The following is a 19545-nucleotide window of genomic DNA, read 5'->3' as shown; positions in this document are numbered from 1 at the left end:
TATTTCTGCGCCGAACGCTGTAAATCTTCCTATTAGATGAGTGCTGTCCAGCACTCAATACAAGGAAGTAGTCATGTTCAACTCAGATCAATCACCATCACCATCACCATTGCCGCTGTATGCAACTCAGATCATTCAGCAAGCCGTGACCGCGCAGTTTGAATTTCGGCCAACAGTACGTTCGGTGGTGACGCAATTATTGCTCACACGCCTGAGCCAATTGTTCAGACAGCACACCTTCAATCTGGCACAGACATACGTTGTACTGACAGTCGATGGCGGAGGTAAAACGCTGGCAAGCCCGCGATATCGTTTATTGATTGACGTAGTGCTGGAGCATGTTGCCAATAGAAAATCGCTCAACTACAGGTATTACAAGCCTACCGAATGTTATGTCGCGGTGAGTGCCAGCGTGCCGCCTGCCAGTGGTTTTACTTCGCTTGAGCCTATGAGTGCGATTGAACCGGTATTACTGGATGTGATCGAGATATGGCAAGCGTCACTACAGCAAGCGCTTATTACATTTTGGAATCAGCCAAGCAGTGCTGGGCCGACTCGGCTGCAATGGCTTGCTCAAGTCATTCATGACCAGTTGCTGATTAGTAACAGCACTACCCCCAATCTATCTGACTATCAACGCAATGTGGTGTTTCAAGTACTGCGTTTTCCGTATCGTAATGAGCGACGGATTTCGTCTGGCCTTGATCCAAAAACCAAAGTTTTTAACGTGTCCGCCAGACTTGTAGGAGGGGAAGTAAGCCGTGTATTAATTCCGGATATCCTTATTAAAAACATCAATGGTGGGCAGAGCACTTATTGTTATTGCACCGTTGCAGGAAAGATTGAGTGGTTTTCTGACATGAATCTTTTCACCCGGTCTTGGAGCATGCAATTAACCTCTAAATACCACGTTGATGAAGTCCGCTGCGTGATGTATGAGCCTGGCACCAGTTTTTTGGAGGCGCAGGCCTTGTGCGTGCTGGAGCGTCAACTGGATGCGATAGAGGGCCTGAGTCAGCCCTTAGCTCTGGTCGAATTGGAACGGCGTGTAAAGGCCCTCACTAACGCGGCAGCGGTCTTCGTCAATGTGGGGCTTGAACAGCAATCAGATGTTGCGCTGATCAACTCTCGTCTTCCTAGCTGGCTGAAAAATGCCTCGCAGGCTGATCGCTTTGCTTACCGTTCACATTTAATTGCAGTGGCCAGCAGTCATGAACGGGCAAATGGAAAGCGTTTTACCGACGATGTTCCAGATCTACACACCAGTGCAGTCAATGAATTGCGGATACAGATGCAGATTGATCAACCCCAAGCTCCAGGCTATGACCCTGATGATATTTTACTGACGTTTATCGATCCGTTGGGGCCAGGGGGGGAGGGTACGATTGGAACGCTCAATCCATACACCATGACTTTGACGCAACTGGCCATTGAAAACCTGTCTGCCATTCGTAGCGGTCGAATGACAATCGGCCATGCCAAAGCCCAACTGATTCAAGATTGGTGGATGACCCCGGATTACATCAAGCGATTGGTCCACAAGGTCAATATTGGGAAAGTCTATCCTCAATGGATCCGGGCGTGCTTGCTCAGCTCCCCTGAAGAGATTAAGCGTCGTGCGCGGCTTTACGCTGAAGAATTGATTGCGCACCTTCCGTTACAGGCATTGGAGTGCAAGGTCCGTCGGTTATACCATTTCACGCAACGCGGATATCGAGTGGTCAAGGCTTTGATGAGCTTTGATCCTGAAAAACGTTTTGTCGACAAAGACAAAATTGTGATCAGGCATTTGGCCTTTCTTTCAACGCCCGGTGTGGCCGCCCACTCGGTGCCCGGGATGTTTCTGATAGGGCCACAGGATGAAAAAAATGGATGTCATGTGCTTTATCGTCCTTTTCACGATGAGCCGCTGGTTGAATATCCAACCTGGGCTTCGGTATTCACTGCGATTGCTACTCCTGGAGCGCTGCAGGAAACGGTGTTGGCGTGGCTGCCATCGTCGACACGCAAGATCTATGAAGCTGGAGGTTTTTATCGCCTGAATGTAGCGTCTACATCTGTTCATGGTGATCAGTCATTCCCGGTGCCCGCCGGGGCCGCAAAACTGTCGACGGTGGCGGTGGATCAGGGCTCTGAATATAACGAGTTGTACATGGACATGGTTAACACATTGAGTACCCTGGCTGACCGGCAAACAGTGTCCAACGTGGAACAATGCTGGCAATCAATAATCACCGGCGGGTGGCTCTTGTTCAGTTCTATTGTGCCCAATCTGCCATTAACCGGGCCTTTACGTATTATTGCGGGGGTCGGAATAACCTACTTGGCAGTGCATAATGATATTGAGGCGTTGCGCTCGCAGAATGAGCAGGACAAAACATCAGCCATAATCGATTTGATATTCAATTGTGCATTGGCACTTTTGCATGTGCGCACCAATAACCCGCAGCCTCTATTGACCGTTAATGAGGCTAATATCTTTTTGTTGCCTGATGCAGTTAAACCGAGTGTTGTTCGCTCCCCCGTTGCTATTGTTGCCAGCTATTACACTCAAGAGATTCCAGTGGGTGATAATTATACGCACTTGGACTTTGCGTGGTTTAGTGCTTCGCAAGAAAAACTTGCTGATTGGCAACGTGGTTGGTTGGAACGTAATAGCATTAAGTCAAACCTGACGCAGGTGGAGTATATTGATAAGGGGCCTTATAAAGGTTTGCAAAAGTCAGACGGAAAACTATTTGTCAGGATTCAGGAGGTTAATTACCGAATTCAGTTAGAAGCAGAAGGCGTGATATTGGTTAATCCGAATAATCCTTCCGATAGAGGCCCCAGCATTATCGGCAATGAAGCGGGCATCTGGACGTATGACTTGCGGATTAGGCTGCGAGGTGGAGGCCCAACGACCCGGCTTGATATCAAAAAAGAGCAACGTTTAAAACGCTTTGGAGAATTGCGTGAAAAGTTGATGCGTTATAACGAGCGCACCAAGGTGATGGAGGAAGAAATAGCCGTTGTAGAAAAGGCCAGTGAAAAAGCGAATAAAAAAGAGGGAGGCAATACCGCAACCTCAACTGAACGGCAGTCTGCATTAGAAAAATACATCGAGGTAATGGAACGTCAAAAGCCGGAGTATGAGAATTCGCTGGCGTGGTTTCTTGAGAAGCAGACATTATTGGCGCAAGACAACGACCTGGCTCAATTAGTGGGCTTTTATAAATATCTGATACGGCTGACAAGTAACCTGTTTGATGCTTATTCCGGTTTAGTGGTTGTTTATCACGACCGATACCCCAGTGTATTTAGTTCAGAGGGCGGACCGGTCAATATGGAGGTGCTGGAGTCGGAGGCTTATAAAAAAGATAGCCCATTTATAAATAGTTCATGGGATAAGGCAGCGGGTTACTCTCAAGAGCTGAAAGGCCTGGTCAATAAACTACGGGATATACCAAAATTTGGTCGAGCGGCGGCGTTAGATGCCCAAAAATATTATGTTCACTATGACCGTACTGGGAGCATACATAGCCGTTCTGCGGTGATGTGTCGAGCTTATCAATTGACCACATTTTCTGAGTTGGTGATGACGACACTCGGTAGTGACGAGTGGAGTCAATTGAGAGAGATACTGTTTTCACTGCATTTGACTGCGCTGACTCAATATGAACTGGAAAATGAGGCATTGTTCAGCATTGTAGAGCGCACAGAGGTGCTTGAAAGCATTCGGGAGCGCTATGCCAGAACGGAAGATGTACTGGCCATATTCCGCGATGAAGCCAGCGCGAGCATAAACTCAGTTGCATTTGAACAGCTGCTCTCAGTAATCAGAGAGCTGGATGTTCGCGCAGATGAGATGTTGAAAGAGCAAAGCGACCCTGAGACCGAATGGCTTCCTGTTCAAGCTACACCTGCTCGCGTTGCGACCTACACCCGTAAAATCGTTCGCACCCGTAAAAAAGGCATCCTGATTGGCTCCTTGAGAAAGGGGTTGGGTCAAGGAGAGGCCGAGGTTGTCGATGTTGGGGGCCTACCAAGCACTGAGGCCCAAGGTGCAGTAGGCTCTGCTCAACCGACTGTTGTCTTTACAGAGACTGCGCCCAATCAATGGGTTGAAGTAGAACCCACTCCAGTAGTTTTACCGATACGACCGCTGACAGTGTTGAAGGCTGAAGCCAATAAGCTAGTGGACAACGTAAACGCTCAAATCCGGCGGGTTAAAGGTTATGCCAAGCGTTCCAAGTTCCCCCTTGAGCTTGAAGAAATCCTAGATCGGTACGCACAAAAGCTGGATGCGCTGGAGGTTGAAATCAAAAGGGCGACGCCCAATGAGAAACCCGTGGAGAACCCGAAACCGGGAACGGTGCAGATGTACCTCAAGCGCCTCGTAAACGGAGCCGCTTACCTGCGCGAACAGGGGCTAGCCATCCTGCTCTCGTTACCGCCCACAGCGGCTGTAGTGGAATCGCTGCTCGAACGCAAGCATGTCAGTATTGCCAAAATCAACCAAAGGGTCGCGATGCAGGGGGAACGCCAGGATTTTGTTCAGGAATATGAAGTCAAAAACACCGAGGGTAAAGTGCTCTGGTATGCCCACTTGCATTACAAAGAACTCAACAGCCCTGCGCAGGATGTGCAGGCCGCCCACTTCAAGCTGGCGGCCCAACGTTATGACAGCCAGCCTGCGCAAGACGCTAAAGCTAAACGAGGGCGCGTGCCCATTCAGGTGTACTACGGGATCATCAGCCAAAAGATGCTAACCGAGCACTTTTTGCCGCTTGACGAACAATAAAAGACAAACGCGGATGAGAAGGGACGGGGCCCAACTGATGATTAAGGCGCAATCGGCTGGTTTTCAGTAAGCGCTGAATCAATCCCGTCCCAACACCACATCCAACGCTGTGCGCGCATCATCCAACTGCACCAACGTGGCATGCCGTGCGCCCAGCGCGTCGTGATTTTCAATCGCCGTCAAAATCGCTTTGTGCCGGGGCAACGCTAACTCATGCAAGTTGGGCCGTTGATTGGAGTGCTTGAGCGCCTCACGCAACGCCAGTGATAGCATGTTGCACAGGTTGGCCAGTAAGTCATTGTGGGTCGCATCGGCAATCCGACTGTGAAAGTCCAGGTCTGGCTGCAACAGGGCTTCGGGGCTCTGCGCACGCTCCATGCGCTCATACGCCTCACGGATCAACGCCACTTCCTCATCTGTCGCATGTTGAGCGGCGAGAGCGGCGACTGCGGGTTCGATAATGCTGCGCACACTGGTCAGCAAGGCAAAAAACTCATTTTGCGGTGAGCTTTGCATCAGCCAGTGCAATACATCCGGGTCGAGCATGTGCCATTCACGGCGAGCCTTGACCACCGTGCCCACGCGCGGTTTGGAATACACCAGCCCTTTGGCCACCAAGACCCGCGTGGCTTCGCGCAGCACCGGGCGGCTGACTGCATAGTCTTCGCAGAGCAAGGCTTCGGCGGGCAGTTTGTCATCGGGTTTAAAACGACCGGAAACAATCTGCATGCCGAGTTCTTGAACGATGCGCGCGTGCATACTTTTGCGTTCGGAAGGTTGACGGTAATCCATTGGGCGCGGGCCGATCCTGTCGATGAAAAGCGTCGATCATAACAGGCACCGAATAAACCCGCGCCTCACGCTTAGGTTCAAAGCGCTGCGAGGCCGGGTTTGAAGGTGCAGCCCCGCTATTGACGTTATCAGTGTGAGTGGCGGGGCACTTCTGAACCGCGACAGCCGACCAAGAAGTCAAAGTCGCAGCCTTGGTCGGCCTGCATAACATGGTCGATGTAGAGCTGACGATAACCGCCAATCAACTGATGTTGTGGCGGTTCAATGGCAGCCAGACGCGCAGCCAATTCCGCGTCCGAAATGTCCAGATGCAAACGTCCGCTTGCGCAGTCCAGCTCGATCCAATCGCCTTCTTGAACACCAGCCAATGGCCCACCGGCGGCGGCTTCTGGGGCGACGTGCAACACCACGGTGCCATAAGCGGTGCCGCTCATGCGAGCATCCGAAATTCGCACCATGTCCGTCACGCCCTGAGCCAGAAGTTTGGCCGGTAAGCCCATGTTGCCGACTTCGGCCATACCCGGATAACCTTTGGGCCCGCAGTTTTTCATCACCAGAATCGAGTCGGCGGTGACCTCCAATTCCGGGTCATTGATCCGCGCCTTGTACATGTCAAAGTTTTCAAACACCACGGCTTGCCCACGGTGCTTCATCAGGGCCGGGGTGGCGGCCGAGGGTTTGAGTACCGCACCGAGTGGTGCCAAGTTACCGCGCAGTACACAGATACCGCCGTCGGCCACCAGCGGGTTGTCAATGGCGCGGATCACTTCGTCATCGCCATAAATAGGTGAATTTTTGACGTTTTCCCACAGACTGTTGCCATTGACCGTCAGAGCATCTGGGTGCGGGATGAGGTTGTTTTCGCCCATACGACGCAACACTGCAGGCAGGCCGCCCGCGTAGTAGAACTCTTCCATCAAAAATCGGCCTGAAGGCTGCAAGTCAACCAGCGTCGGGGTAGCACGGCCGATACGGGTCCAGTCGTCCAATTCCAAATCGACGCCGATGCGGCCAGCAATGGCTTTTAAGTGGATCACCGCGTTGGTCGAACCGCCGATGGCCGCATTCACCCGGATCGCATTCTCGAAGGCTTCTTTGGTCAGCACTTTAGACAGGCGCAAGTCTTCACGCACCATCTGTACTGCACGCATCCCAGACATGTGGGCCAACACATAGCGGCGCGAATCGACTGCCGGAATCGCCGCATTGTGCGGCAGCGAGGTGCCTAACGCTTCGGCCATGCACGCCATGGTCGATGCCGTGCCCATGGTGTTGCAGGTGCCGGCCGAGCGCGACATGCCCGCTTCAGCCGACAGGAACTCATCAAGGCTGATAGTGCCCGCCTTATACGACTCGTGCATTTGCCAGACGATGGTGCCAGCGCCGATGTCTTTGCCTTTGTGCTTGCCATTGAGCATCGGTCCGCCGGTCACCACGATGGCGGGCACGTCGCAACTGGCAGCGCCCATCAGCAGAGCGGGGGTGGTTTTATCGCAGCCTGTCAGCAGCACAACGCCGTCAATCGGGTTGCCTCGAATGGCTTCCTCAACGTCCATGCTCGCCAAGTTACGGGTGAGCATGGCAGTCGGACGCAAGTTCGATTCACCGTTTGAGAACACTGGGAACTCCACCGGGAAGCCGCCCGCTTCAATCACTCCGCGCTTTACATGCTCAGCGATGGTGCGGAAATGGGCATTGCACGGAGTCAGCTCAGACCACGTATTACAAATGCCAATGATCGGTTTGCCTTGGAACTGATGGTCAGCGATGCCTTGGTTCTTCATCCAACTGCGGTACATAAAGCCATTTTTATCAGCGCTGCCAAACCATTGGGCGGAACGTAGAGGAGGGTTTTTATCAGACATGGCTGCTTCTCTTATTGTATGACTAATTGATTTAGATGCTGCTAAATTAGCGCCATTTATGCCTTATTGGAAGAGTTGTTGCGTGAATAGTATTACTATATAGTCCGGTCGACTGAGAGCTGATCCAGGTGCTTATGCACCCGAGGCCACTCCAAAGGTGCATAACAAAAACAATGGGAGACCGATCTCATGAGCCAAGAACTCAGGCTTATTCGTCGTATCACGCTCAAACTGATTCCCTTTCTGATCCTGCTCTACCTCATCGCCTACGTAGACCGCTCTGCCGTGGGCTTTGCCAAGTTGCACATGGGCGCGGATATCGGCATTGGCGATGCCGCCTATGGTTTGGGGGCGGGGCTGTTTTTTATCGGCTATTTCCTGATGGAGATCCCTAGCAACCTGATGCTGGAGCGCTTTGGCGCTCGACGCTGGTTCGCCAGGATCATGCTGACGTGGGGCGCAATCACCATTGGTATGGCCTTTGTGCAAGGGCCGCACAGCTTCTATGTGATGCGCTTTTTACTGGGTGTGGCTGAAGCGGGGTTCTTCCCTGGGGTGCTGTACTACATCACCCAGTGGTTCCCGGTGCGCCACCGCGGCAAGATCTTAGGCTTGTTTATCCTCTCGCAACCGATTGCCATGATGATCACCGGCCCCGTGTCCGGTGGTTTGCTGGGCATGGAAGGTGTGCTGGGCCTGCATGGCTGGCAATGGCTGTTTATCGTGATCGGAATGCCCGCGTTGCTGTTGACCTGGCCGGTTCTGCGCTATTTGCCGGACGGCCCGCAGCAGGTCAACTGGATGGACCAACGCGAGAAAGACTGGCTGGTCGGTGAGCTGGAAAAGGACTTGCAAGCCTATGGGCAGACCCGCCACGGCAATCCGCTGCATGCCTTGAAAGACAAGCGGGTCTTACTGTTAGCGTTGTTCTACCTGCCCGTGACCTTGAGCATTTACGGTTTGGGCTTGTGGTTGCCGACCTTAATCAAACAGTTTGGCGGCAGCGACTTGACCACCGGTTTTGTGTCGTCGGTGCCGTACATTTTCGGCATTCTCGGTTTGCTGATTATTCCGCGCAGTTCCGACCGCCTGAATGACCGTTATGGCCATCTGGCCGTGCTGTATGTGCTGGGTGCTATCGGCTTATTTGCCAGTGCTTGGTCGACGATACCGGTGCTGCAACTGGCGGCGCTGTGTTTGGTGGCTTTCTCGTTATTCTCCTGCACCGCTATTTTCTGGACGTTGCCCGGCCGATTTTTTGCCGGTGCCAGCGCCGCAGCCGGCATTGCTCTAATCAACTCAGTGGGCAACCTTGGCGGTTATCTCGGCCCGTTCGCGATCGGCGCCCTCAAGGAATACACCGGCAACTTGGCCTCCGGGTTGTATTTCCTCTCGGGGGTGATGGTCTTCGGGTTGTGCCTGACCTGGGTGGTTTACCACCTGCTTGAGCGTAAATACGCACTCAACCCTAACGAATATGCAGCCAGCGCCCGCTCGGCTCGCCACTCCTGAATCGAATACCCAGAGAGAGAATGACTATGCGTTTAGTACAGTTTGAATTGAACAACGGTGAGCGACGCGTCGGTGTCGTGACGGCCGATCAGGTGCGCGAAGTGCAGGGCGCAACCAGCGTGCGCGATTTGGCGCTGGCGGCAATCGAGGCGGCCACCGACCTGGCGCAGCAAGTACAGGCACACGGTCTGGGGGACACCCATGACTACCCAGCACTGCTTAGCGAATTGCGAATCCTGCCGCCACTGGATCATCCAGACCCGGCGCACATGCTGATTAGCGGCACGGGTCTGACCCATTTGGGAAGCGCCTCGGCGCGGGACAAAATGCATCAACAGGCCGGTGATGAGGCCGCGTTGACCGACACCATGCGAATCTTCAAATGGGGCGTGGAGGGCGGTAAACCGAATAGCGGGCATGCAGGGGTGCAACCGGAATGGTTCTACAAAGGCGATGGCAGCACGGTGGTGCGTCCTGGTGCGGCGTTCCCGTTACCGCCGTTTGCCGAAGATGCGGGTGAAGAGCCAGAAATCGGCGGCCTTTATGTGATCGGTCACGACGCCAAGCCCTACCGCTTGGGCTTTGCGGTGGGTAACGAGTTCTCCGACCATGTGATGGAGCGCAAGAACTACCTGTACCTGGCGCATTCCAAACTGCGCAGTTGCTCGTTTGGGCCTGAGTTGCGCGTGGGCGAGTTGCCGCAACATTTGGCGGGCAGCAGCCGGATCATCCGTGACGGCCAAGTATTGTGGGAAAACGAATTTCTCAGTGGCGAAGAGAACATGTGCCACAGCGTGGAAAACCTCGAATACCACCACTTCAAGTACCGCCAATTTTTACGCCCCGGCGATGTGCACATCCACTTTTTCGGCACCGCCACCCTATCGTTTGCCGCCGGTATCCGCACACAGCCAGGCGACTTTTTTGAAATTAGCCAAACGGAGTTCGGCGCGCCTCTGATCAACGGCATTGAGCCGGTAGATGCGGTGTTCAAGCCCGGCGCTATGGGCACGCTGTAAACCGACAACTTGGATCACCCGCAGCGATTGACGCCTGGAAATGCTGGTATCTAGGCGCTTTGCAACACCTTAAAAAAATAATCACAGGTGCGCCATGACTGCTGAAACTCTATCGACCACGCAATCACTGGACGATGCGCTGTACCGCAAAGTGAACTGGCGGATTATCCCGCTGTTTATTGTGTGCTTTCTGTTTGCCTACCTAGACCGGGTCAATATCAGCTTCGCTAAATTGCAGATGCAAAGTGATCTAGGGTTTAGCGAAACCGTATATGGGCTAGGGGCTAGCTTGTTTTTCGTCGGCTACTTCCTGTTCGAGGTGCCGAGCAATGTACTGCTGCATAAGATCGGTGCCCGCGTCTGGATCGCCCGCATCATGGTGACTTGGGGCATTACGTCGGCGTGCATGATGTTTGTGCACAACGAATTCTGGTTCTACACCTTGCGTTTCCTCATCGGTGTGATGGAAGCCGGGTTTGTTCCGGGGGTGCTGTATTACTTCACGCAGTGGTATCCGGGCAATCGCCGGGCGCGAGTGAATGCTTATTTCAAAAGCTCTATCTGCCTGTGCGGGATTGTCGGCGGGCCATTAGCTGGTTTTATCCTCGGTCACTTTGACGGGGTTTACGGGCTGGCTGGGTGGAAGTGGCTGTTCCTGTTGGAAGGTTTGCCTTCGGTGGTGTTGGGGTTTGTGGTGCTGTGGCTGCTCAGTGACAAGATTGAAGACGCACACTGGTTATCGGCCGATGAGAAAAAGGTGATGCTGGAGCGCATGGCCAGCGAGCCGAAACCTGAGTCTTCCAGCTCTTTTGCCGATGTCTGGAAACTGCCCACCACTTACGTGATGTCGGTGATTTATCTGTGTTTGGTCATGGCGTTGACTGGGCTGCTGTTTTGGATGCCGCAACTGATCAAAAGCGCAGGCGTGGCTGACACATTCGATATTGGCCTGTTGACCATGATTCCCTATCTGATCGCCGCCGCAGGCAATCTAATGATCGGTTACAGCTCCGACAAACGTGCCGAGCGCCGTTGGCACATGGCCGGTTGCGCCTTGCTGACCGCCGCGGGCTATCTACTGTGCGCCTGGTTCCCAGGCCAGTTACTGCCATTGATGGTGGGCATGAGCATGATCATGACCGGCATCATCGCCTGGATGCCGATTTTCTGGACGATCCCTCCGCGCTTTCTCACTGGCTTAGCGGCTGCTGCCGGGATTGCGCTGATCAACTCGCTGGGCCAACTGGGCGGTGTCATCGCGCCCTTTATGGTGGGCCGTATTAAAGACCTGAGCGGCAGCGCCACCCCAGCGCTTTACGTGTTGAGTGGCGTCTGTGTGTTGGCCACGATGCTGGTGATCTGGGGGATTCCTGCCCGTTACTACCGGGTTAATCAATGAGCCGTTTAATGGGAGCGAACATGAAGCCTAATCTGCTTATTTTCAGTCGGGTGTCTTCAGAGCACGTGCTGGCTGAACTTAATAACCTCTATCACGTGACCTATTGCCTGGACCCGCTGGGTGCGGATGAGCAACGCTTTATGGCTGCTCTGGCTGAAGCCGACGCCATGCTGGGCGCGAGCCTTAAGCTGGACCGAAAGCTGCTGGAGCGTGCGCCGCGCCTTAAAGTGATCGCCAGCGTCTCGGCCGGTTATGACAACTACGACCTGGCGTATTTGCGCGAGCGCGGCATAGGTCTGACGAACACCCCGGATGCGGTCACGGAAACTACCGCCGACACGGCGTTCCTGTTGTTGATGATGACGGCCCGTCGCGCACTGGAAATGGCGGATTGGGTGCGTCGGGGCCAATGGTTGGAAAAAAATATCCCCGAGTCGATGTTTGGCACCGATGTTCACGGCAAACGCCTGGGCATCATCGGTTTGGGGCGCATTGGGGCGGCTATCGCTCGGCGAGGTCATTTTGGCTTTGGTATGTCCATCGTTTACAGCGGGCAATCGAATAAACCGGCGTTAGAGCAGGAGTTGGGCGCGCAAAGGCTTGAGTTAGATCAATTGTTGGCGCAAGCCGACTTTATTTGTGTGTGCGTGCCGCTCTCGGACAACACTCGACAGCTGATCGGCGCCCGCGAGTTTGCCAAGATGGGGCCGCACAGCATTTTCCTTAACGTGTCCCGCGGGCCAGTGGTGGATGAGACTGCGTTGATTGAGGTGTTACAACGCGGCGGGATTCGCGCTGCCGGGCTTGACGTATTTGCCCAAGAGCCTTTACCCGCAGATTCGCCTCTGCTGCGCTTGAGCCGGTTATCCGCCTTGCCTCATATCGGCTCGGCAACCGTCGAAGCCAGAGCCTTAATGGCGCGCACCGCAGCCCATAATCTGCAGTGCGCGCTTAACGGCCAAGTGCCGCCTGACCGAGTGATCTAAGCCTGCCTTAACCTGCGTGCAGGTTTGACCTATCATTGCGCCTTTCTAACAGGTGATTGATTAATGAGCGATTCAAACCAGACCTTGCGCGCAGCCCTTGAAACCAGCGATATGCTGGAAATCGACGGGTTGCATGCTTTTGAGTTTTCTGTGGATGACGACACGCTCCTCATTCAGGCCATGGACGGTCGGGCGAACAAGCGCTGGAGCTTTACGCTGCAACAGGTAGATGCTGCGGTGTTTGACGAACCGTTGCAAAGCTGGACGCTAACTGGCGACTCGGGCGAACACCGGTTGATTTGCGTAAAAGCTTGGTCCGCAAGCAACGAAGACGATGAACATGAGGTAGCGAATGAAGCTTAAATGGTTGCCCTTGCTGATGGCCTCAAGTGTGGGGGCGATGTCGGCCAGCGCAGCGCCTGAGCGCGACCCTGAACTGCTGGTGGGTTCTTACACTCAAGGTAAAAGCCAAGGCATTTACCGCCTGCAGTTCGACAGCCAGAAGGGGCGCATTACTCCTGAGCCGTTGCAGGTTTTCAAGGCAGCCAACCCGTCCTGGCTGACCTTGTCTAAAGATCAGAGCCGTCTGTTTGTGGTGAATGAGAATGGCCAGGGTCAGTCTGACGTAGTAGGGCGCGTCAGCAGTCTTTCGATTGACCCCTCGACCCACGAGTTGCGCCTGCTCAGTCAGGTTAAAACGTTGGGCGAAAACCCGACGCATTCCAGCCTCAGTGGTGATGAAAAGTTCCTGTTTGTGGCCAACTACGGGGTGGGCGTCGATCCAGGTGGCAGCTTGGCAGTGCTGCCGATCAGTTTCGATGGCCAGTTGCAGCCCGTGACGCAAATGAGCAGCCATCAGCCGAGCCGGGTGAACCCTGAACGTCAGGTGTCTGCCCATGTGCATTCGGTGGTTTCCTCACCTGACGGCAAGTTTGTCTTCGCCAGTGACCTGGGGGCAGACAAAGTCTTTGTTTACCGCTACGACCCTGCTACCAACCCTGAACATCCCCTAGTTGCCTCCACGCCCGAGGCAATTGAATTGCCACCGGGTAGCGGGCCGCGTCACTTGCTGTTCTCCAACGATGGCAAGCACGCGTACCTGACCACTGAAATGAGTGCTCAAGTGTTTGTGTTTGACTATGACAACGGTCAGCTCAAACAGCGTCAGACTGTGGACTTGGCTCGTGGCATGCCTGCGCAGAACCGAGCCGCCGGTGCCTTGCATGCCTCAGCCGATGGCAAATTTCTGTACGTGAGTAATCGCGGCAAAGCTAACGAGATTCTGGTGTTTGCCATTGACCCGGCGAATGGTGAACTGAACGAGATCCAGCGGCGCTCGGTAGACGGTGATCATCCGCGTGAATTTACCCTGAGCCCCAATGGCAAATTCCTGCTGATCGCCAACCAGATGAGTAACGAAATCGTGGTGCTTGAGCGTGATCCAGCCACCGGTAAGCTGGGCAAAACCCTGCAAAAACTGGCCATGGATGCGCCCTCGGACGTGAAGTTCATCCAACGTCCCTAACACGTGCCGCAGTGGGTATCTGCGGCGCTGTTCACCCTTAGGAGATTCCCTGTCGTCCAGACGCCGCGCTGTCGCGCACGGAAGTTGGGTGCATCTCAATTTATGTAGGCGCTGGCGCAGCCTGCGATCTTCTTGCGCAACATCAAAAGATCGCAGCCTTCGTCATCGGCTACACGGGGCGCATCACTGAGGTGAACAGCTCGGACGCTAAAAAGCGCTCCAACCAAGCATTCAGCCGCGGGTAGGGCGCTTCGGTAAACCATTGGCGATCCACATGGGCGAACTGGCGTATAAACGGTGCGAGCGCCACGTCTGCCAAGCTCAATGTGCCGCCAGCCAAATAGGGCGTCTGTTCGAGTCTGTCTTCCAGCCGCTGCAAAAATTCAGCGCCTTGCGCCCGATAATGCTCCATCGGGTGCTCCGGGTAGCGGATCGCGTATTTGTAACGATCCAGACTGCCCTTGAAGACTTGGTCGTTTTCTTCGATCAACGCGCTACTGTCTGGCCCAAGCCAGTGGTCCGGGTCATGCTGAGCCAACGCCCAGAGCATGATCTCCAGGCTTTGTTCAATAACCTGCCCATCAGCACAGGCCAGCACCGGCACGGTGCCTTTGGGCGAGAGTGCCAGCATCTCGGCAGGTTTGGCTTTTAGGCTGACTTCAATGATCGACAACGCCACGCCGCTGTAACGCAGCGCCATACGCGCGCGCATGGCATACGGGCAACGGCGGAAGGAATACAGCACGTGACCGATCATTTGACCTCCAACGTGCTCAAACCATTACCTTGGCGTCTTACTTGGATTTGTACCGGGATGCGCTCATGCATTTCCTGCACGTGGGAAATTACTCCAACCTTGCGCCCTTGGGCTTGCAGCCCATCAAGTGCGTCCATTGCCAACTGCAAAGACTCAGGATCAAGGCTACCAAAGCCTTCGTCGATAAACAGCGACTCAATTCTCAAGGTACTTGAAGCCATCGACGCCAGGCCCAAGGCCAGAGCCAACGATACCAAGAACGTTTCCCCACCAGACAGTGAGTGGACTGAGCGCAGTTCATCACCCATTTCAATGTCCATCACCAATAACCCGAGCATGCTGCCGCCGCGCTTGAGGCGATAGCGCTTAACCAGTTGGCGCAGTTGAACGTTGGCGTGATGTACCAATAAATCGAGGTTATAGGCTTGAGCGATCTTGCGGAATTTGTCGCCCGTGCCCGAGCCAATTAGGTCGCTCAAGCGCGCCCAACGCTGCCATTCGTCATACGCCTGAGCGATGCGTTGTGCTAGCGCTTGATTGGCGTCTTTGCGGCGCTGGTCCTCAGCCTGTTGTGCCCGCAATTCTGCCGCCTGCTGCTCGCTGGCCAGAATTAAGACGTTCAGCCCACTCAGTGCTTGATCAAGTGCAACGGCGTCGAGGTTGCCATTGGCCTGAGCCTGATGCTGGCTGAGGCGTTGCTCGCGCTCTTGCAGTAGGACGCGGGCTTGCGCTACGGCTTTTTCACTGGCCTGCAACTGCTGACGCAGGTCGCGGATGTGCGAGTCGTCGAAGTTGATCAATTGTTGCAGCCGGGCCGTGTCGAGCGCGGTGTGCTGGGCGCGCCACTGCTCGACTTGGGCGCTTAAGGCTGCGTGTTCATGTTGCAGCGCGTGCAGCCGCTCTTGCTGCGCCTTCAGCTCGGCGGCCAGTTTTACCCGTTGGTTGGCGGTTGTTTGCAAGGCTTCGCTGGCTTGGGTTTGGGCGTGGCGAGCCTGCTCAACGGCCTGTTCGAGTTGTTGCTGCCAGTGTTCGACACTGTGGTGTTCACCGAGCAATTGCTTGAGCGCTTGCTCAGCTGTGTGCTGCTGGTCGAGCAATTCGGCCACGCTGCGCTGCAGGGTTTCGCGTTGTTCGGTTTGAGTGGCTTGCTGGTACTGTTCACGTTCGATGCGGCTGGCGCGTTCGGTCTGTTCAGACTGTTCATCACGCTGCTGATCCAATTGCTCCAGCCGATGGGTCACTTGCTGATCAAGTGCCATAAAGCTGGCAGAAGGATTCTCGCGCAGCGCCGCCACGGTGGTTTCAGGTAGCAGGCTGGTGAACCCAGCCAGTTCCTCATCAAAACGCAGGGTATCTGCCTTGAGGTGTTGTTGCTGCTCGCTGAGTTGCAGGCTCGCTTGCTGACTGGCTTCGGTGCCGCGTTGGAGTTGCTGTTGCAACGTGGCGGCTTCTTTTTGCAGAGCCAGCAATATGCTTTGCCGCTGTTCGTCCTGATGGATGCTGTGTTGCAGTTGGCTTAAGCGCTTAGTCAGCCAAGCGTCACGTTCGGCCGGGTCTTGTGCGTGCCATTGTGAATACTGCGCATGCGCCTCTAGGCTTGGGGCGAGTGCCTGTTGTTCGTCGATGATCTGTTGATGTTGCTGCAAGAGCTCGCGGTGTTGTGCGTTGACGCCACCGACCTTTTCACGCAACTGAATCAGTGTTTCTTTAAGTGCGTCGACGGTCGCACGAGCGTTGGCTTCTTCTTGCTCGTCAAACCGCGACAGGCTCTGCAGCAACGCCTCGGGCTGGTGATACGGATGCTCATGGCTGCCGCAGACGGGGCAGGGTTGGTCGTCTTGCAGTTGTGCGCGCAGCTCTTCTACGCTCGCGCTGCGGGCCAGACGCTGGCGTTCTAGCAGTTGCTGAGTGACGCGCAAGGCTTGCTCGGCGGCCTCGAATTCTTTCTTGGTGCGGGTGCCTTGATCGACCAGTTGCTCGCGATCGGCGTGCAGGGTTTGCAACTTGAGTTGCAAGGCGTCTAAGCGTGCTTGCAACGCCGACTGGCTGCTGCACAAGCGCTGTAAATCTTCAAAGGCCCGTTGTTGCTGGCGGTAGTCAGCTAACAGGCTGCCGAGGGTCTGGATTTGCTCGTTGATGGCTTGTGGTTCGGCATCGGCCTCTTCAAACAAAATCTCCAGACTGCTGCGCAATTCGGTGAGCTGCTGGGTTGCCTCGCGGGCGCGTTGTTCCAGAGCGGGTAACTCTTCGCGGCCTTTGTTCAGGGTCGTACTCAGGCGTACTAACTGCGCAAGCCCACGACGATAGCCGTCCCAGGCATTGGTCAGCGGTGCAAGCTCGGTACTGTGCTCTAGTTGTGCGGCGATCTGAGCCAAACGTTCTGTGCTTTGCTGCTGTCGCTCGAGCAGGGCGTTTAAGCCTTTTTGACCTTCTGCACAGGCCTCCTCAACTTGTTGTTTGAGGGTTTGTTGTGCTTGAAGGGTTTGAGTCAATCGACTGAGGTTGGCTTGCTCAAGATGGGCTTTTTGCAACTGCGGTGCGCTATCTCGCTGATCGGACTGCGCCAGGCTGGCAGCCTCTTGCGCAGTGTGTAGAGCGAGTTCGAGTTGCTTTTGATGCTGCTCCAGTTCGGTTTGCTGTTGCAACTGCTCTGCGATGAGCGTCGCCAGCGGACTCAGTTGCACCTCAAGCTCTGCCACACGAATGAACTGATGGCGCTGGGGCGCTAATTGCTCCAATACCTCGAGGGTCTGGCGTTGCTCTGCTTGGTTATTCCACTGGCTGTTTGCCTGCTGAAGTTGTTCGGCAGCACTGTGTTGCTGGCTTTGCAGGTCACTCAGGGTTTTGAGCCAAGTATGTTGTGCTTCAAGCTGCTTGAGCTGAGCGTTTTGGATTTTAAGCTGCTGTTGCGCTTCACTAAAACGGTGGTCCAGTTCAGCGCGGGCTTGGGGTTCGAGCGGTGTAACGCCGAGCGCCTGATCATGCAGTTGCTTGTGGGCGTCGCGAGCTTCTTTAGCCTTGTCAAAAGCCCGCTTGCCGAGGCGGGTGTACAGCGCGGTATCGGTGAGCTTTTCTAGCAGTTCACTGCGTTCGTTGTCATCGGCCTTTAAAAAGGCGCTGAATTCGCTCTGTGCCAGCATCACGGCCCGGGTGAACTGTTCAAAGTTGAGGCCCAGGCGGGATTCCAACTGCTGCTTGTAATCGCCTTTCTGACTGGCCAGTAGTTGATCGCTGTCCAAGTCGCGTAGGCTTTGACGACTGGCTTGCAGCTTGCCATTGGCCTTTTCGCGGGCGCGGTTGGCTTCCCAGCGGGCGCGATAGCGACGGCCATCAATGCCCATAAAATCAACCTCGGCGTAGCCTTCGCCAGTGCCTCGGCGCAGCAGGGTACGCGGGTCACCTGTGCCGATTTCGCCATCGGCGTCCGGGACTTTGGCGTCGCGGCCGGTGTTGCTCAGACGTGGTACAGCGCCAAATAAGGCCAGGCACAGTGCATCAAGCAAGGTGCTTTTACCGGCGCCTGTGGGGCCGGTGATGGCAAATAATCCAGCACTGGCCAAAGGCTCCGCGGTGAAATCTAGCTCAAAAGGACCGGCCAGTGAGGCCAAGTTTTTTAGGCGGATGGCGAGAATTTTCATGGCTGTTCACCTTCCATCTGAACGTCTTGCAGCAGCACGGCAAAATCTTTGAGGGTTTGCTCGCAGGCGTCGCTGCCGTAGTTGTCCTTCCACGCGCGGCTGAACAGCTCTTGGGGCGTCAGTTGGTCGAGTTCGATTAACCGTGCAGTGTCGTCATCTACTCTGCGGCTGCCGTTGCCCGCGTATTCGGCGCTGATGCGCACTAAACGCACCGCTTTGCCTTGCAAGACGCTTTCAATTTGTTGGCGCAAGTCAGGCTGCGGCTCATCCAGCTTGATTCGTATTTCGAGCCATGGTTGCCGCTGGGTGTCGGCCAACAGGTCAATGTCTGGCAGGTCGGCCAATTGCCTAAGAATGTCTGCCAGCGGCGCGGGGCCGATGCGTTGCAGGTTGACCGCTCGGGGGATTAAGCGTGTTTCGACGCTGACCAGAGTTTCGCCGTCGAGTGTGACATCGAGAATCTGATGCGGGTAGCGGATCTCTGAAAACGACAACGGGATGGGCGAGCCGCAATAGCGAATACGCTCTTCGCTATTGACCCGTTGGGGCTTGTGTAGATGACCCAGCGCCACATAGCTGATGCTAGGGCCGAATAAGCTGGCGGGCAGCGCTTCGGCGTTACCGATAATCAAGCTACGTTCGGAGTCTTCTGAGACTGAGCCGCCCGCCATGTGCGCGTGGCTGATGGCAATTAATGCCTGCCCAGGCGTGCGTTTGGCGTTGGCAGCTTCGATCAGCCATTCGTGAACCTGCCCAATACCCCGCAGGTAGTCATCCCCCAAGTGGGCGCCAGTGACTTCGGCGGGGCGCAAGAACGGCAGTGCCAAGCACCATGCGGCGATTTCGCCGCTGGCGTCGGGCAGCGGGATTAACAGGCGTTCGGCATCCAGTTGGCCGTCATCGAGCCACAACACCCGGCCCAGCGCGTGGGTGCGTAAACGACGCATCAGGGGCGCAGGCAGCTCGATCCGTGAACCGGAGTCGTGGTTGCCGGCGATCATCACGATGGTCAGTTTAGGTTGCAGTTCATGGGCGCTGACGATGAAGTCGTAGAGCCGTTCTTGGGCTTTGACCGGTGGGTTGACGGTGTCAAAAATATCACCGGCAATCAGCAGTACATCGGGTTGTACAGTGGCCAGTTGGGTGAGCAGCCAGCTCAAAAAGCAAGCATGTTCGAAGTCGCGTTCCTGGCCATGGAGGTTTTGCCCCAAGTGCCAGTCGGAGGTGTGAAACAGGCGCATAACAAAATCCGTTCGAAAAGGGTAATGC

The 19545-nt window shown here is 55.1% G+C and carries 12 protein-coding genes; 7 read left to right on the top strand and 5 right to left on the bottom strand.

The features are described 5' to 3' along the window. The first annotated feature begins 73 nt into the window (after positions 1–73). Positions 74–4783, top strand: coding sequence for a dermonecrotic toxin domain-containing protein (locus tag AQS70_RS21050; protein WP_055104667.1), 4710 nt, complete (start codon positions 74–76; stop codon positions 4781–4783). A gap of 78 nt (positions 4784–4861) precedes the next feature. Here AQS70_RS21050 and AQS70_RS21045 read toward each other — a convergent pair whose 3' ends face one another. Both AQS70_RS21045 and AQS70_RS21040 read right to left on the bottom strand, forming a co-directional pair. Next, positions 4862–5575 (bottom strand): FadR/GntR family transcriptional regulator, encoded by a 714-nt coding sequence (locus tag AQS70_RS21045; RefSeq protein ID WP_055104666.1) that lies wholly within the window; start codon positions 5573–5575, stop codon positions 4862–4864. A 128-nt stretch (positions 5576–5703) separates the two neighbouring features. After that, the gene (locus tag AQS70_RS21040; protein ID WP_055104665.1) at positions 5704–7440 is read right to left on the bottom strand and encodes an IlvD/Edd family dehydratase; all 1737 of its coding nucleotides are present in this window, start codon (positions 7438–7440) and stop codon (positions 5704–5706) included. Between the two features lie 189 nt (positions 7441–7629). Here AQS70_RS21040 and AQS70_RS21035 point away from each other — a divergent pair, with 189 nt between their 5' ends. From AQS70_RS21035 to AQS70_RS21010, 6 genes are all read left to right on the top strand, one after another. Then, complete coding sequence (locus tag AQS70_RS21035) at positions 7630–8952, top strand: MFS transporter (protein ID WP_055104664.1); 1323 nt, start codon at positions 7630–7632, stop codon at positions 8950–8952. A gap of 26 nt (positions 8953–8978) precedes the next feature. Then, a complete protein-coding gene (gene araD1 / locus AQS70_RS21030) occupies positions 8979–9971 on the top strand; it encodes an AraD1 family protein (protein WP_055104663.1) in 993 nt (330 codons plus the stop codon). 94 nt (positions 9972–10065) lie between these two features. Then, entirely contained in the window at positions 10066–11370 is a 1305-nt protein-coding gene (locus AQS70_RS21025; RefSeq protein WP_055104662.1) for an MFS transporter, read from the top strand. Between the two features lie 20 nt (positions 11371–11390). Further along, positions 11391–12356, top strand: coding sequence for a 2-hydroxyacid dehydrogenase (locus AQS70_RS21020; protein WP_055104686.1), 966 nt, complete (start codon positions 11391–11393; stop codon positions 12354–12356). A gap of 63 nt (positions 12357–12419) precedes the next feature. Then, the gene (locus AQS70_RS21015) at positions 12420–12719 is read left to right on the top strand and encodes a DUF5629 family protein (protein ID WP_055104661.1); all 300 of its coding nucleotides are present in this window, start codon (positions 12420–12422) and stop codon (positions 12717–12719) included. Continuing rightward, positions 12709–13881, top strand: a complete 1173-nt coding sequence (locus tag AQS70_RS21010) for a lactonase family protein (protein WP_055104660.1) — start codon at positions 12709–12711, stop codon at positions 13879–13881. The genes AQS70_RS21015 and AQS70_RS21010 overlap by 11 nt, the downstream gene beginning before the upstream one ends. 169 nt (positions 13882–14050) lie before the next feature. On the opposite strand, the gene AQS70_RS21005 is transcribed toward AQS70_RS21010, so the two are convergent. The 3 genes from AQS70_RS21005 to AQS70_RS20995 are packed head-to-tail and all read right to left on the bottom strand — an operon-like array spanning position 14051 to position 19517. After that, a complete protein-coding gene (locus AQS70_RS21005; protein ID WP_055104659.1) occupies positions 14051–14638 on the bottom strand; it encodes a glutathione S-transferase in 588 nt (195 codons plus the stop codon). Beyond that, complete coding sequence (locus tag AQS70_RS21000) at positions 14635–18276, bottom strand: AAA family ATPase (RefSeq protein ID WP_055104658.1); 3642 nt, start codon at positions 18274–18276, stop codon at positions 14635–14637. Before AQS70_RS21000 ends, AQS70_RS21005 begins: the two co-directional genes overlap by 4 nt. Beyond that, a complete protein-coding gene (locus AQS70_RS20995) occupies positions 18273–19517 on the bottom strand; it encodes an exonuclease SbcCD subunit D C-terminal domain-containing protein (protein WP_055104657.1) in 1245 nt (414 codons plus the stop codon). Before AQS70_RS20995 ends, AQS70_RS21000 begins: the two co-directional genes overlap by 4 nt. Between the last annotated feature and the right edge of the window lie 28 nt (positions 19518–19545).

Origin of the sequence: Pseudomonas endophytica (assembly GCF_001411475.1) — a bacterium.
GTDB lineage: Bacteria > Pseudomonadota > Gammaproteobacteria > Pseudomonadales > Pseudomonadaceae > Aquipseudomonas > Aquipseudomonas endophytica.
Note: the sequence above shows the minus strand (reverse complement) of the source record. Positions and strands in the feature narration are given on the sequence as shown.